The sequence below is a fragment of the Rhodococcus sp. 05-2254-2 genome (assembly GCF_002259095.1).
Taxonomy (GTDB): domain Bacteria; phylum Actinomycetota; class Actinomycetes; order Mycobacteriales; family Mycobacteriaceae; genus Rhodococcoides.
The window spans coordinates 263,337-277,120 of the sequence record NZ_NOZJ01000009.1; the positions used below are offsets into that span (position 1 = coordinate 263,337).

At 63.6% G+C, this 13,784-nt stretch carries 14 protein-coding genes and 2 tRNA genes; 6 read left to right on the forward strand and 10 right to left on the reverse strand.

From position 1 onward, the window contains the following. Positions 1–14 precede the first annotated feature (14 nt). On the reverse strand, positions 15–818 hold the full coding sequence (locus CH283_RS15855; protein WP_094640169.1) for a serine hydrolase domain-containing protein: 804 nt from the start codon (positions 816–818) through the stop codon (positions 15–17). A gap of 85 nt (positions 819–903) precedes the next feature. On the opposite strand from CH283_RS15855, the gene CH283_RS15860 reads away from it, so the two are divergent. The 4 genes from CH283_RS15860 to CH283_RS15875 all read left to right on the forward strand — a co-directional run bounded on the left by CH283_RS15860 (position 904) and on the right by CH283_RS15875 (position 5,233). Next, positions 904–3,039 (forward strand): molybdopterin-dependent oxidoreductase, encoded by a 2,136-nt coding sequence (locus CH283_RS15860; RefSeq protein WP_094640170.1) that lies wholly within the window; start codon positions 904–906, stop codon positions 3,037–3,039. A 69-nt stretch (positions 3,040–3,108) separates the two neighbouring features. After that, positions 3,109–3,182 (forward strand) — tRNA-Ile (locus CH283_RS15865). Between the two features lie 431 nt (positions 3,183–3,613). Then, positions 3,614–4,177: a gamma carbonic anhydrase family protein gene (locus CH283_RS15870; RefSeq protein ID WP_217901114.1), complete on the forward strand. Its 564-nt coding sequence runs from the start codon at positions 3,614–3,616 to the stop codon at positions 4,175–4,177. 132 nt (positions 4,178–4,309) lie between these two features. After that, the gene (locus CH283_RS15875) at positions 4,310–5,233 is read left to right on the forward strand and encodes a sensor domain-containing diguanylate cyclase (RefSeq protein WP_094640172.1); all 924 of its coding nucleotides are present in this window, start codon (positions 4,310–4,312) and stop codon (positions 5,231–5,233) included. Positions 5,234–5,342: 109 nt separating this feature from the next. Here the strand turns inward: CH283_RS15875 and CH283_RS15880 are convergent, their stop codons facing one another. The 4 genes from CH283_RS15880 to CH283_RS15895 form a co-directional block, all read right to left on the reverse strand. Further along, positions 5,343–5,891 (reverse strand): hypothetical protein, encoded by a 549-nt coding sequence (locus CH283_RS15880; protein ID WP_217901115.1) that lies wholly within the window; start codon positions 5,889–5,891, stop codon positions 5,343–5,345. 32 nt (positions 5,892–5,923) lie between these two features. Next, complete coding sequence (locus tag CH283_RS15885; RefSeq protein ID WP_094640174.1) at positions 5,924–6,274, reverse strand: hypothetical protein; 351 nt, start codon at positions 6,272–6,274, stop codon at positions 5,924–5,926. Continuing rightward, positions 6,271–8,061, reverse strand: a complete 1,791-nt coding sequence (locus CH283_RS15890) for a TIGR03767 family metallophosphoesterase (RefSeq protein ID WP_094640175.1) — start codon at positions 8,059–8,061, stop codon at positions 6,271–6,273. The genes CH283_RS15885 and CH283_RS15890 overlap by 4 nt, the downstream gene beginning before the upstream one ends. Before the next feature lie 104 nt (positions 8,062–8,165). After that, positions 8,166–8,633, reverse strand: a complete 468-nt coding sequence (locus CH283_RS15895) for a universal stress protein (RefSeq protein WP_094640176.1) — start codon at positions 8,631–8,633, stop codon at positions 8,166–8,168. A gap of 116 nt (positions 8,634–8,749) precedes the next feature. On the opposite strand from CH283_RS15895, the gene CH283_RS15900 reads away from it, so the two are divergent. After that, on the forward strand, positions 8,750–9,472 hold the full coding sequence (locus CH283_RS15900) for a GAF and ANTAR domain-containing protein (protein WP_068052282.1): 723 nt from the start codon (positions 8,750–8,752) through the stop codon (positions 9,470–9,472). 10 nt (positions 9,473–9,482) lie between these two features. On the opposite strand, the gene CH283_RS15905 is transcribed toward CH283_RS15900, so the two are convergent. The 3 genes from CH283_RS15905 to CH283_RS15910 all read right to left on the reverse strand — a co-directional run bounded on the left by CH283_RS15905 (position 9,483) and on the right by CH283_RS15910 (position 11,696). Then, entirely contained in the window at positions 9,483–10,949 is a 1,467-nt protein-coding gene (locus CH283_RS15905) for a DHA2 family efflux MFS transporter permease subunit (RefSeq protein WP_094640177.1), read from the reverse strand. Between the two features lie 52 nt (positions 10,950–11,001). Further along, positions 11,002–11,154: a hypothetical protein gene (locus CH283_RS28330; protein ID WP_156516304.1), complete on the reverse strand. Its 153-nt coding sequence runs from the start codon at positions 11,152–11,154 to the stop codon at positions 11,002–11,004. A gap of 74 nt (positions 11,155–11,228) precedes the next feature. Further along, a complete protein-coding gene (locus CH283_RS15910) occupies positions 11,229–11,696 on the reverse strand; it encodes an NUDIX domain-containing protein (protein ID WP_094640178.1) in 468 nt (155 codons plus the stop codon). 82 nt (positions 11,697–11,778) lie between these two features. Here CH283_RS15910 and CH283_RS15915 point away from each other — a divergent pair, with 82 nt between their 5' ends. Further along, positions 11,779–12,420 carry a ScbR family autoregulator-binding transcription factor gene (locus CH283_RS15915; RefSeq protein ID WP_068052291.1) on the forward strand — a complete coding sequence of 214 codons (642 nt, stop codon included), beginning with the start codon at positions 11,779–11,781 and terminating at the stop codon, positions 12,418–12,420. Here CH283_RS15915 and CH283_RS15920 read toward each other — a convergent pair. Then, positions 12,398–13,312 carry an AfsA-related hotdog domain-containing protein gene (locus tag CH283_RS15920; protein ID WP_094640179.1) on the reverse strand — a complete coding sequence of 305 codons (915 nt, stop codon included), beginning with the start codon at positions 13,310–13,312 and terminating at the stop codon, positions 12,398–12,400. The genes CH283_RS15915 and CH283_RS15920 overlap by 23 nt on opposite strands. 271 nt (positions 13,313–13,583) lie before the next feature. Further along, a tRNA-Asn gene (locus CH283_RS15925) sits at positions 13,584–13,656 on the reverse strand. Between the last annotated feature and the right edge of the window lie 128 nt (positions 13,657–13,784).

The window sequence follows — 13,784 nt, forward strand, 5'->3', positions numbered from 1 at the left end:
TGAACGATGGAGTTTCACCCGGCCAGCACTGCGTCGGAGAGCTCCGGCCACAGCGGTTTCGCCCAGTCTCCGAAGGCTCGATCGGTCAACACCACACACGCGGTCCGCACGGCCGGATCGACCCACAGGAACGTTCCGGCCTGCCCGAAGTGGCCGAACGTCGCGGACGAGTTCTTGCTTCCGGTCCAGTGCGGGCTCTTGCCGTCGCGCAGCTCGAACCCGAGTCCCCAGTCGCAGGGCTTGTGCGATCCGTATCCGGGCACGATCCCGTTCAGGCCGGGAAACTGCACTTCGGTCGCCGACGCGAGTGTCTGCGACGCCAGCAGCGTCGGTGCCAACAGTTCGGCGGCGAACCTCGTCAGATCGGCGAGGGTCGAGCTGGCCCCGTGGCCCGCCGATCCCGGCAACGACGTGTTCGTCATCTGCAGCGGCCGACACACGGCCTCGTCCAAGTAGTCGGGGAAGGCAATGCCTGCCTCGGTTTCGATCAGCTCGGCCAGCACCTCGAACCCGGCGCTCGAGTAGATCCGCTTGGTACCGGCCGGTGCCTGGACTGTGAGGTCGCCGAACGCCAGTCCCGACGCGTGTGCGAGGAGGTGTCGAACCGTCGACCCTTCCGGTCCTGCGGGCTGATCGAGCTCCACCGCACCTTCCTCGACGGCGACGAAAACTGCGTACGCACTGAGCAGCTTGGTGACCGAGGCCAGCTCGTAGACGCGATCGGTGTCCCCGACCTCCTCACGAACTCCGGAGTCGGTGACGACTGCTGCACTGACATGGTCGACGGGCCAGGAGGCCGTGAGATCGAGGGTGGTCACGACTCACGAGCCTAATTGTCGGTCGACGACGGTGCCCCGGTCCCCCGCCGGGCTACGCTCGCAGCACATGAGTGGGAGGAATGCGATGTCGGTTGTGTATGGATCGTGCAATCTGTGCGAGGCGATCTGTGGGCTCGAGTTCACGGTGGAGAACGATGCGGTGGTCTCGATTCGCGGTGACGAGAAGGATCCGCTCTCACGCGGCCACATCTGCCCCAAGGCGCTGTCGCTGATCGATCTGCACGCCGATACCGATCGGCTCACCACACCGGTCAAACGTGTGGGCGAGAAATGGGAGAAGATCGGCTGGGACGAGGCATACGACCTCGTGATCGACGGTTTGGTCTCGACGCGTGAGAAGTACGGCCGCAATGCCGTCGGGATCTATCAGGGCAACCCCAACGTGCATTCGATGGGTGCGATGACCCACGGTATTCCCTTCACCTCGCTCATGCGGACGCGCAATCGATACTCCGCCACCTCGCTGGATCAGCTCCCGCACCAGCTCGTCGATCACCTGCTGTACGGGCATCAGTTGCTACTGCCGATCCCGGACATCGATCGAACCGACTTCTTCCTCGTCCTCGGCGGCAATCCGATGGCCTCGAACGGCAGCATGATGACCGTGCCCGATTTCGCAAAGAGGGCGCGGGCACTGCGCAAACGGGGCGGCCGCCTCGTCGTGGTCGATCCGCGCAAGACCGAGACCGCCGACATCGCAGACACCCACTTCTTCGTTCGGCCCGGCAGCGACGCACTGCTGCTGCTCGCGATGATCCACACGATCGTGGCCGACGGCACGGTGACCGTGGCCGACTACGTCGACGGTGCCGACCGACTCGCGGATCTCGTCGCGGAATTCGCACCGGAATCCGTCGCTCCGGTCGTCGGGATTGCTGCGGAAGAGATCTCGGCCCTGGCACGTGATTTCGCCTCGGCGAGGTCCGCGGTGGCATACGGCCGAATGGGGGTCTCGACTCAGCAGTTCGGCACCGTGTGCCAGTGGGCGATTCAGGTACTGAACATCATCACGGGCAATCTCGACCGCCCCGGCGGTGCCATGGTGACCGATCCCGCGATCGATCTGATCAAGCAGGGCATCGTCGGCCGCGGCCATTTCGACAAGTGGCGCAGTCGCGTTCGCGACCTGCCCGAGTTCGCAGGCGAATACCCCTGTTCGACGCTCGTCGACGAGATCACCACCGAGGGCAAGGACCAGATCCGTGCGATGGCGGTCCTGTCCGGCAATCCGGTGTTGTCGATGCCCGGCGGCACCACCCTGAACGACGCGTTCGCGGGTCTCGATTTCATGGTGTCGTTCGACTTCTACATCAACGAGACATCGCGTCACGCACACGTGATTCTGCCGCCGACGATGTCGCTCGAACGCGACCACTACGACCTGATCTTCAACTCCTTCGCCGTTCACAACACGGCGAAGTACATGCCTGCAGTGCTGCCCAAGCAAGCCGACGCCAAGCACGATTGGGAGATCTTCCGTGATCTGTCGCTGCGCTACAAGAGCCGTATGGCCGGTTCGACGGTCGGTCGGTTGAAGTCACGAGTGACTCCGAAGAACATCATCGGCGAAGCCCGGCTGCGCCTGTCCCCCGCCCGCACCCTGGACATCCTGCTCCGGAGTCAACGAAAAGGACTGTCGCTGAAGAAACTTCGAGCCAACCCACACGGTGTCGATCTCGGACCATTGCGTCCCGGCTTCCCACAGAAGTTGAAGACGCGGGACAAGCGGGTACAACTGATTCAGGACATCGTTGTTGCCGAACTCCCCGCGTTGGTGGATCTGATGCATTCCAGCGCAGTTCCATCCGGCGATGAACTGCTGATGATCGGTCGGCGACACCTGCGCAGCAACAACTCGTGGATGCACAACACCGCCCGGCTCACCAAAGGCAAAGCGCGACATCAGCTTCTGGCGCATCCTGAGGATCTCGCGAACCGCGGTATCGAGGACGGTTCGATGGTGTCGGTCACCTCCGCCGCCGGAACCGTCGACATCGAGGTAGCGGCGTCGGAGAAGATGATGCCCGGCGTGGTGAGCATGCCGCACGGATTCGGACATCAGCGCCCCGGCGTGCAGTTGTCCGTTGCCACGACGGTGCAGGGGCCGAGCGTCAACGACATCACCGACCCCAATCGCGTCGACGCCGTCTCGGCCAATGCGATCCTCAACGGTGTCCCGGTGCAGGTCCGAGCGAAATAGCTGCCCCGATGCACCGTCGAGGCGACGCGATTCTGTACGATTCTGCAGGCTCGTACCTGGTACGGGCATGGGGCGGTAGCTCAGTCGGTTAGAGCCGTGGACTCATAATCCATTGGTCGCGGGTTCGAGCCCCGCCCGCCCCACACCCGATCGGCCTCCCTGTCAGGTCGGTGAGCCCTGGCGATTGCGTACATACCCAGCCTGACCCTGCCCGAAGATACAGCGACACAGGGCGACTCGGACCCATCAGCAATTCTGGCGTGCACGCCGCGGCATCGAGGCTTTTGCACTGCATTGCCATTCCCAGTGGTTCGGATCACTGAATCGATGACGCCATGCGAATCACAGCTGCGTCGGTTCCGTGGCCAGCGATTTCGGTGCTGATCTCTGCTGATGATGCGCCCGATGAAGGCTCGAAGGTGCAGACTTTCGACGGCCGATACGCCTCGATGACCATCGACACCCGTTCCCAACATCCTTCGAATTCAAAATTTCGCTCGACCAGACCAGTTCGCCGAGCAACTACCGAGGAAAAGACACCATGCGGTACCAACACCGAGGTTCGTCCCCGTCCGTGTCCGAGCATGCGTGGGTTGCGCCGACGGCAGTGTTGGTGGGCAACGTTGTCGTCGGCGCAGGGTCGCGGATTCTGCACGGTGCGATCCTGACGGCCGAGGATGGTCAGGTAAGTATCGGTGAGAATGTGGTCGTGATGGAGAACGCCGTCGTCAAGGGACGCGCGAAGTACCCCACGATCGTCGGTGACAGTGTGTTGATCGGCCCGCACGCGCACGTCAATGGCACCGTCATCGGTCGGGAGTCGTTCATCGCCACCGGTGCGTCGACGTTTCCCGGGTCGATCGTCGAGGCAGGGTCGGAGGTCCGAATCAACGCAGTGCTCCAGGTCGATTCGAGGCTTGCCGCCGGGTCGGTCCTCCCCATCGGGTGGGTTGCCGTGGGAGATCCGGCCAGCATGTTTCCGGCAAACAGCCACGACGAAATCTGGGCCATCCAGCAAACTCTGGACTTTCCGGGAACGGTGTACGACGCGTCGCACGGCGACGGTATGCAGGACATCATGCAGTCGCAGTCGTCCTTCTACGGCGAGCACGCCTCGGACTCCGTTGTTCCGGAGTGACGTTGTAGACCTGACTTCGGTGTACCCGACGCGCCCGCGTCCCGCGAGTCGTGTTCTTGTCGTGTGTGGCGTTGCTTACTGACCGGTAGTATTTTTGCTCTCGGCAATTCCCGTCGGTTTACCCTTGGCCAGGTGGACGCACGTGGAAGCGAGGGTGTGCCACGGATCGTTACTGCGCAGCAGATCGTCGCCGCTATCCCGCTTCCTGCGCTCGTTCACGACACCAGTTTTCACATCCTGGCCGTCAATACCGCGTGCCGAAAGTCGGCGAATCTATCTCGCACGTACAGCGATACCCGTGATGTCTTCGCCTTCGTGCACCCAACGGAGCATGCGGAGATCCGGGCCGTATCAGAGAATCTACTGACCGACTTCGCCCGAACAGGGGAATCGTCACAGACACCGGTCGCCGCGATGCGACGGCTCCACCAAGACGACGACGTGTCGGTGTCGTGCTGGACGCACACCGGACTCGCGGTGTTCGACGGCGTGCCTCTCATCGTCGTTGCCCTGGATCTTGCGAATCCTATTGTCAGTGAGGCACGAACGTGGCGTGAGCGCGCAGAACGCGACGACTTGACCGGGCTGTACCGTCGCAACGTTGCGGTCTCGGTCATCGACGATTGGCTTGCAGCCGGCGACGAAGTAATGGTGATGTTCGCCGATGTCGATCACTTCAAGCAGGTCAACGACGGCTACGGCCATGCGGCCGGAGACGCAGTCCTGTCCGCGATCGCAGACCGACTTCACGCCCTGTCGCATGACGACAGAATCGTCTGCCGGTATGCGGGTGATGAGTTCCTGATCGCGTCCCGCCCATCCGTGTGGGCTCACGGAGGCTTCGTCTGGCAGTTCGACGAACAGCGTTATCTAGCCGACTACATCGCCGCGGCGGCGGGGGCAGCAACGCACCTCCTTGGAATCGATGGGCATGAGCGTGTATCGATCAGCACAGGTGCAGCAAGGCGACGACCCGCCGATTCGGCCGCGACGCTGATTCATCGGGCCGATACCGCGATGTATCGGAACAAGGCACATCGCGTGCGGGAGCGATGAGTTCGGCGATCGGGCAGCTCAGATGATGCGCGAACCGAAGTGGGTGCCGACGCAGTAGCGCAACGTTGCGGCTACCGACACGCCGCCTTCGAGTGTCCGGTCGCACGAGTCATCGGCTTCCCACCCGACGGTACAACCGTGACGAATACACCAGCAGCACAGCAGCATTCGCGCCGAACCACACCCACGTGAGAAACGCCGCCACCACGCCGGTGACGAAGAAGCCCAGTACCAGTGCCACGACCCAGGCGAGGACGAAGGCAACAATCGTGACGACTGCCGCGACTGCGCACCGCCCCGGGGACTGCCGGACAGTCGCCGTCGCAGCGCGGAACGGATGTCGTTGCCCGTCGGCCACGGCCGGAAGCACCAGCAGCGCAACCAGAATCACGACAATCGGAAGCAGCGGGAACACAATCGCCAGCGCGACGGCAACCAGAGTCGAGACCACACACCACACCAGGACGCGCGGCCGCCGCCATGCCCGAGCCAGCGCACCGCGGATGTTGCCGTCCACCACATCGAGTGCCGTCGATGCGGTGATCCACAGGGCGACCACCAGTGCCGCGGCAGACGCCGCAACCAACCCACCGAATCCCACGGAGGATTCTGGAACGGGATCGCCCAGGACTGTCACCGCCTGAATCAGCGCAGACACGAGCACAACGGCAGCGAGCACCGCACTCCCCCTCACGGCGCACCGACCGTCGAATTGCGGTCGAGCACGTCCTGCACAGACCCCGAGTAGAGAACCTCCGTGCCGACCTTCACCTCGACGGTGCTCGCGTCGTCCGACGTGGCCGAGCCGGTGATCGCCTCGTTGTCGGTTGTCTCCCCGACACATTCGATGTCTGCTCCGGTACCGGAGCAGACCGGCGCAACCCGTATCTCGATTCCCTTCTCGAACAGAACGTCGTTCACTGCGTAGCGGAGGTCCCCGAGTTCGGCACCGCCGACCGGCGCGAGCGCAGCGGTCTGCGAACATCCCGCGCACGCCACCACGGCGGCGACCAGGAGAATCTTCCTGCACACTCCGTTCATCGACCCTGCCTCGTCTCGTAGGCGATCAGTCTCGCGTGCTCGTCCAGATGTTGCTGCTCGAGCGCGGCGTCGGTGATGGCACTCAGATCGAACGGTGCAGGCAACAGCAATTCGGTGTTGCGATCCAGGCGCGACCCTCGACGCATCAGCGGATTCTCGGCCCAGTCGTTGGCCGCCAATTCGCGGCTGCGCGACGCCAGATCCAGGTAGCTTCCGCTGTTTCCGGGTGTGATCGGCGACGCGTGATCGAGCACCGTGGTGAACAGCGACAGAGTTCCGTCGCGGTTGTCGACGATCTCGACCACCTGCTGCTGCTGCGGGAAATCGATGCACGACGCGGTGGTGATCTCCCAGAATCCGCGTCCGCCGCTCGAATGCGCCAAAATCTGGTTCTGGTGGGTGTGGCCGTTGAGCCAGCCGATCACCACGGGATACTTCAACAGCAGATCGATGAATTCGTCTGCGCCGTAGAGCTTCCCCGATTCTCCTGGACGCTGCGCTCGGTTCTCCAGCGTGAGACTGTTGTGATGGGTGTAGATCAGCACGAGCTTGCGCTCGGCCTGCGCTTTCTCCAATTGCTCGGTGAGCCAGTCGAATTGGTTCTCGGGCACCGCACCGTCGGGGCCGGCGACGGCGTTGCAGGTGTCGAGTCCGAACGTTCGGATGTTCGGGGTGGGGTCTGCCGCCCACCACGTCTCACCGGAGTCGAGATTGTGCTGGGTGAAGCCGTGTCCGATCGGTCCCGGTGTCGGGGTGGTCTCGAAGTGCTCCTGCATGAACTCGCGTTGCTCGAACAGGTACCGTGCCGGGTCGGCCGACACTGCGCGAAACCCCGGTCGCGCACCGGATCCGACGCCCAGCGCATCGACCATTCTCTGCAGCGGACTGGCCGTCGACGCGTAACCGGCCAGGGCGGAGGTGGCCGTCGCCTCGAGGGTGTACGCCTTGCGGCCCCCGACGGCGAGCGCGTGCAGCTGCGAGGACAGGTCGAAGGTGCCGAGCAACAAAGTGTCGTGGTTGCCGTAGACCGAGTACCACGGCACGGGCAGACCCACCGATTCGACGGTTCCCGACATCGCTTGGGTGAGAAGGTCGGGAAGCGTCGGGAATCCGTAATCGCCGAACGACCCTCCCGAAGGATCACCGGGTCGGTAGGCCCACTGCGCCTCCGGCCAGGCCTGAACACCCTCGAAGATGTCCGCGGCCCCACTCGTCGGCCGAACCGGTACGCCGTCGAGAACGTCGATGTACCAGCGCAATTCGAGGTGCGAATGCATGTCGGCACTGTCCCCGGTGACCACGGCAGCCCCCATCGGTGCGCCGGTGACCGGGCTGATCCGCGCGTCCGCGAACGCTTTCACCATCGCCGCGGTGACGTGCACGGTCAGCGGGTCCTGCGGATGGAACGCCGAACCCCATGCGGCGTGGTCGGAGACGATCATGGGCTCGATGCGGCCGGGAGATTGGGCGTCGATGACGTGCATGTCCGAAAGGTGCCCGAGGTAGAGCAGCGACCGTCGCGACTGCGCCCTCGACGGGTTCGGCGCTCGTCCGAGAACGTCGAGGCGTGCAACGTACGGCTCCCCCGGACCGGCATCGAGCACGCGGTACTTCCCCGGCCCTGTCGAGGATCGCAGGATCGTCTGCGCGAGTGTTCCGGTTGCGCCCACGTTCACGGGCTGGGCGTTCGCCGCAAGAGCCTGACCCAGCACGTGGGGTGCGATACCCCACACCGCCGCGAGTGTCCCCACTCTCGCCACGAATTGTCTACGCGACAGCCCGGTCATGGAACTCCTCGGATCCGAAAACGGCACCACGTGCGCCTCGCATCCGACGAGGTGACTGCCTATTTTTACAGGGCAGACGGCAGATCGGCTCGATTTCGCTCCGTTCAGGGCACGACGGTCACCGGCCACCGTCCCGCTTTGACCAATCGCACCGCCACCGAGCCGGCGATTCGATGTCCGGCAGTCTCGGACGCCCCCACCACGACGGCGTCGGTACGCAATTGCTCTGCCACGGCGATCAGCCCGTTGTACGGGTCACCCTGTGCGGTTCGGAACTCCCACCGCACGTGCTCCCGATCCCCGAACCGGGCGGCCGACGTTCTGATGTAGTCGAGCAGTTCGTCGGCTATCTGTTGACCGGTTTCGACGAGTGAGATGCCTGCCTGGCCCCACGAGGCCGTCGCAATGGGTTGCACGTACACCAATACCAGCAGCGACTGCTGCCTACGGGCGAGCCCTGCCGCATAGGCCGCGGCGCGCCAGGACGAATCGGACCCGTCGACGCCCACCACGATCGATTTCGGTCCGTCGTGGCCGTACTCGAACCCGGTGGACTCCTGCGCATCGCTCACGACCTGAGGCTACTGCCGAGACCCGACTGTTCGTACCCCCAGCCGCCTGGCGGTACGGTAAGTAGCGCCTACGCCCGGTTATCGGGGAGACGGTTCCATACGCGACGGGAGAAGCAATGAACGACGACCGACAGTTCGACGCCCCGTCCACCGACCCGGCTACTGTGTTCGCGGCCCTGGCCGACATCGTGTACCGAGGTACAACCGCCGAAGAGGTCTACACCGCACTGTGCAATGCGGCCACGCTGTTGGTTCCGCATTGTGACCACGCCAGCTTGATGTTGATGCGCCACGGGAAGGCTGTCACGGTCGCAGCCTCGGACGACATCGCGCGTGTCGTCGACGATATCGAGCGCGCTACCGGCGAAGGACCGTGCCTGGACGCGATCACCAGCGAGGCAGCCCAGCTCGAAGCCGACTTCCGCACTCCCACCCAGTGGCCGGCGATGGCTCGCGGTGTGTTGAACCGGACGCCGGTACGAGGCGCGATGGGATTTCGGCTCAAGGTCGACGATCAGAAGGTGGGGGCTCTCAACCTGTTCACCGATCGTCCCGGCGTCTTCGGCTCGGACAGTGTGGACAAAGCAGTCATCCTGACGGCCTTCACCTCGATCACCGTCGCCGCCGTCATGAACGGCGAAGAAGCGTCGACGCTGCGCGCCGGCCTCGAGAGCAACCGTGAGATAGGCAAGGCGATCGGATTGATCATGGCCCTGCACGACGTGAACGGCGACGAGGCGTTCGCGTTGTTGCGCAAGTCTTCCCAGGATCTGAACGTCAAGATCGCCGATCTCGCGTCCACCGTGGTCGCGCGACACAGCAAAGGCCTGAAGGGCTGATCGGCAGCGCTCAGTGTGCGCCCTGCACCTTCTTGGGAAGCGCGAAGACCAACGCCAGCGCAATCACACTGAACGCCGCGCTGACAGCCATTGCCATGGCTGCTCCGTGTAGAAAGCCCGACCCGACGGTGTCCGGCCCGGTGATCTCGAGCGACCCGAACAGCACGCTGCCGATCACTGCGATGCCGATCGCCGAGCCGACGCGCTGCATCGTGGAAATGACGCCGCTCGCGGCTCCCGCATCGTCGCGATCGACGGTCGCGACGATGAACTGCGCGTTGGGTGCGATGAACGCACCGTTGCCGAGACCCGCGATGAACAGTGGCACCGTCAGCGTCCAGTGCGAGATCGTGTCGGCGGAGCTGGTCGCGAGGATGATCCACAACCAGATGAGCCCGATCGAGACGAGGGACGCGCCGAGTATCAGAACGGTACGCCCGAGTTTGATCGTCAGCCTGTTGCTCTGCGAGGCGGCGATGATGCTGCCGATCGCGAAGGGTATGGACACCAGGCCCGATGCCAGTGCCGTGTTGCCGAGTCCGGTCTGCCACAGCAGCGAGATGGTGAAGAAGATGCTCGTGAAGGCAGCGAAGTAGACGAGCGCGAGGATCACGCCTCCGGTGAACGCCGGACGGGTGAACAATCGAGGTGGTACCAACGGATTCTGTCCGCGGCCCGTTCGGATCACTTCCCACCAGCCGAACAACGCGATCAGACCGAGTCCCGCTGCGATCGTCAGGTAGGTCCACAGGGGCCAGCCCAGTTCCTGGCCCTCGATCAGCGGAACGAGCAGCGCGATGAGACCTGCCGAGATGAGCACCAGTCCGAGCCAGTCGATTCCGGGGCGCGCAGCCGGTTCGGTATCGGTCTTGCCCGGAAGTAGCACTGCAGCAGCGACGAGACCGACGATCCCGATCGGCAGGTTGACCCAGAAGACGAGCCGCCAGCCGTTCTCTTCGCCGAAAGCCTGGATGATCAGGCCGCCGGCGATGGGACCGAGCGCGGTCGACACGCCGATGACGGCACCCATGATGGCGAATGCCTTGCCTCGCACCGGCCCTGGGAACAACAGCTGGATGAACGCGGTGACAGCGGGAACGAACATGCCGCCCGCCAAGCCCTGAACGACTCGCGCGACGACCAGTTGCAGATCGTCCTGAGCCAGCCCGCACGCGAAGCTCGCGAGAGTGAAGAGTGCCAGACCGGTGAAGAAGACCCACTTGTGACCGATGCGGTCGCCCACCTTGCCCGCCGGGATGAGAGCCAGTCCGAACGCAAGTGCGTACCCCGAGATGATCCACGACAGAACCGATTCCGACGCTTCCAACGTGGTGCTGATCGTCGGCAACGCCACGTTGACGATGGTGGTGTCCAGTAACGCCATGAACATCCCCAGCAGCAGAACCACGAGCGCTTTCCAGGCGCGTGCGGGCACCTCCGTCGAGGGTGGTGTTGCTGAGGCAATGCTGTCGGTCACAGTGCTGTCCTTCGTCGTTGTCGCCGAGCAGTTTCGGCCGACCGATCCTCGGTCACTGTCCGATCATTGCCGACGCGACGAAGACCCACGACAGTCCTGTGGCCAGAACCACGAACCCCGATGCCACTATCCGGCCGCCCCATACTGTCTCCACGAGAGCAGTCTCCGCGTGAGCGGTCACGCCTGCCGTACCCGTAGGTGTCATGATCTGTTTCCCACCCTGCATCCGCGACCCTCGCCATTTCCGGCCGGTGGATACCCCGGGAACCCGCGCCGAAACTACGGTGCTGCGACAACCGCCTCCACCGCGTCCAGAAAGGGGTGCTGGGAGGCGAGCAGTTTCGTCCTCGCCTGCGCCAGCGGAAACCATTCGACGCGATCGACCTCGGGAAACGACTTCATGAGACCGGATTTCGGCGGCCACTCGATCTCGAATGTGTTGCTCACCGCATTCGAGACATCCAGATCGGCCTCGACGCCGAAGGCGATGACGATCTTCCCGCCGCGTTGCCTGACGGTGCCGAGTTCGACGTGTTCTCCGGCCGGCACCTCGACACCGACTTCCTCTCGGAATTCCCGTCGTGCCGCCGTCCAGGGGTCTTCACCATCGGTGATCAGCCCCTTGACGATGGACCAGGCCCCGTCGTCCTTACGCGCCCAGAGCGGTCCTCCGGGGTGAGCGATCAGGACTTGCGGACCGTCGACACCGACGCGATACAACAGAATTCCTGCACTGGTATGGACCATCGCCTCAGCCTGCCATCGATTCGCAGGGAGAAGTCCTTCGCGCCGTCGTGCCGCGAACCCGGGTAACAGTTATTGTCTACCGATGCAGGAGCGTGCAGCGTCCACCAGGCAGGCCGTACTCCAAGGGGCCGCCGCCAGTTTCGAGAAGTTCGGTTACGGCACAGCAAGTTTGAGCACCATCATCGCCCATGCCGGGGTCAGCAAAGGCGCGATGTACTTTCATTTCTCGTCCAAGGAAGATTTGGCGCAGGCAGTTATCGACGCGCAACTGTCCATGGCGGCGAGCGCGAGCGCCCTCATCATGGAGCGGACTCCGAAGGCCTTGGATGCCTTGATTCTGGTGAGCAAGGAATTGGGACGCCAACTGCAGACCGAATCCATCGCCCGCGGGGGTATGCGATTGACGCTGGAGTCGGCCATCGCGGACAGCCCCAATGCGCGCGCGTTCGAGGACTGGATCGGCAAGATGGGTGATCTGGCCGCACGTGCTCAGGCCGAGGGCGACATAGTCGACGGTATCGACGCGCACACGCTCGGTCGATACATCGTCGCCTCGTTCACCGGCGTACAGACGGTGTCGGAGATGTTGACCGGACGCGCCGATCTACAGCAGCGGCTGACCGAGATGTGGCAGATGTTGCTGCCCGCGGTGGTGCCGCGCCGACGCCTCGCGCGCGTGATGGCAGTCGCCGAAGACGCCCTTATCGACTGGAGCGATCGGTAGGGGCCAACCACGGTTCGGACGTCACCGTGACGGACATCGCAGACAGCACCTCGCCGTCGTGCTCGAACTGAATGCGAAAGACGCCGTCGGTGGAGTCCGTGTCGACGATCACCGTGCACGGGTTGGTCCATTCGGCGAATCCCATGAATCTCACCTCGCAGGAGGTGAAATCCAACGTCGGTGTTTCGGTCGCCAGACGCAGAGCCTGACGGGCCGCCTCGAGCATCGTCACTCCCGGCAGATACTCGACCGAATGGTCGAACATCGCCAGGTTTCGCGGATCCGGCGCGACGACGATGGTGCCGTCGGATGTGTGCCGTGCCAGCACCACGTCGGAGGGATCGAGACGTCCGACGGAGGACGCCGGGACCACCTCGGTTCCGGCCGGCAGGAAACGGAAGTGGGGGTCGGCAACGGTCGATTTGCGGAACTGCGAATACACCTCGGGTCCGATGGTCCGCACCGACGCCGTCCCCGACGCGACGAGGTGGGTGCCGTTCAGGAGTCGGGCAGACAGCTTCATGTTGTCGAGCGACTCGTTCTCGAACGTAACGTCGGTCGTGATCGACTCTGCGACAAGCGAATCATCGATGTCGTCGACCGAGAGCGGGTCCAGGATCTCGAAGCGGGAGTGCTCGATGAACACCACGTGATCGAGTGGCACCCCGTGGTTGACGTGGCAGAAGAGGCTGATCGCTTGGCGCAGAGCCTCGGCCACCATCAACGAGTCGTGGGTTCGGCGCACCGGCGCGAACATGCGATGCGACGTGGGGAACTGAACGGCCGCCCGATGGGTGCCCTCGACGGTCTCGTAATCGGTCAACAGAACGTCGCCCGGCGACCTCCGATGCACGAGGTGCCGTGGAACTGTTGCTGCGTAACTCAAACTCATGAAGCCCCTTAAAACCGACCGACCCGGCTTTTTATAGCACTGTTGAGCCACCGGGATCGCTCGTTCAGTATGTCGCGAGAGACCGACAAAACTGGCATCGGTCGAAGGGATTCATTCAATCGATATACAGAAATAACCGTCACGATCTGTTAACTGACTCGAACTCTCAATACCACTTGTTTCGGTACGTTCACGGGCAGTGCCGGACGGCTCGTGCGGCTCACTCCGGACAGCAAAAATCCCCGCCCGGGCGAACCGAACGGGGACTGCGCTCCCCCACCTGGACTCGAACCAGGAACCCTTCGATTAACAGTCGAATGCTCTGCCAATTGAGCTATGGGGGATTACCTCGCGGCGTCACACTCTCGTGCGAGCCGTTGGAAACAATAGCGCACACCCCCTGCCGAGTACCAAATCGCCCTGCTCGAGGTTCGTCGGGCAAGATGGAAGAACAGCCGCACGCTCTATGGAA

What these genes read in the sequence shown, in the direction of transcription:
- CH283_RS15860 (WP_094640170.1), top strand. Translation starts at nt 904, where the DNA reads ATGTCGGTTGTGTATGGATCGTGCAATCTGTGCGAGGCGATCTGTGGG.
- CH283_RS15885 (WP_094640174.1), bottom strand. Translation starts at nt 6,274, where the DNA reads ATGAACGGAGTGTGCAGGAAGATTCTCCTGGTCGCCGCCGTGGTGGCG.
- CH283_RS15890 (WP_094640175.1), bottom strand. Translation starts at nt 8,061, where the DNA reads ATGACCGGGCTGTCGCGTAGACAATTCGTGGCGAGAGTGGGGACACTC.
- CH283_RS15900 (WP_068052282.1), top strand. Translation starts at nt 8,750, where the DNA reads ATGAACGACGACCGACAGTTCGACGCCCCGTCCACCGACCCGGCTACT.
- CH283_RS28330 (WP_156516304.1), bottom strand. Translation starts at nt 11,154, where the DNA reads ATGACACCTACGGGTACGGCAGGCGTGACCGCTCACGCGGAGACTGCT.
- CH283_RS15910 (WP_094640178.1), bottom strand. Translation starts at nt 11,696, where the DNA reads ATGGTCCATACCAGTGCAGGAATTCTGTTGTATCGCGTCGGTGTCGAC.
- CH283_RS15915 (WP_068052291.1), top strand. Translation starts at nt 11,779, where the DNA reads ATGCAGGAGCGTGCAGCGTCCACCAGGCAGGCCGTACTCCAAGGGGCC.
- CH283_RS15920 (WP_094640179.1), bottom strand. Translation starts at nt 13,312, where the DNA reads ATGAGTTTGAGTTACGCAGCAACAGTTCCACGGCACCTCGTGCATCGG.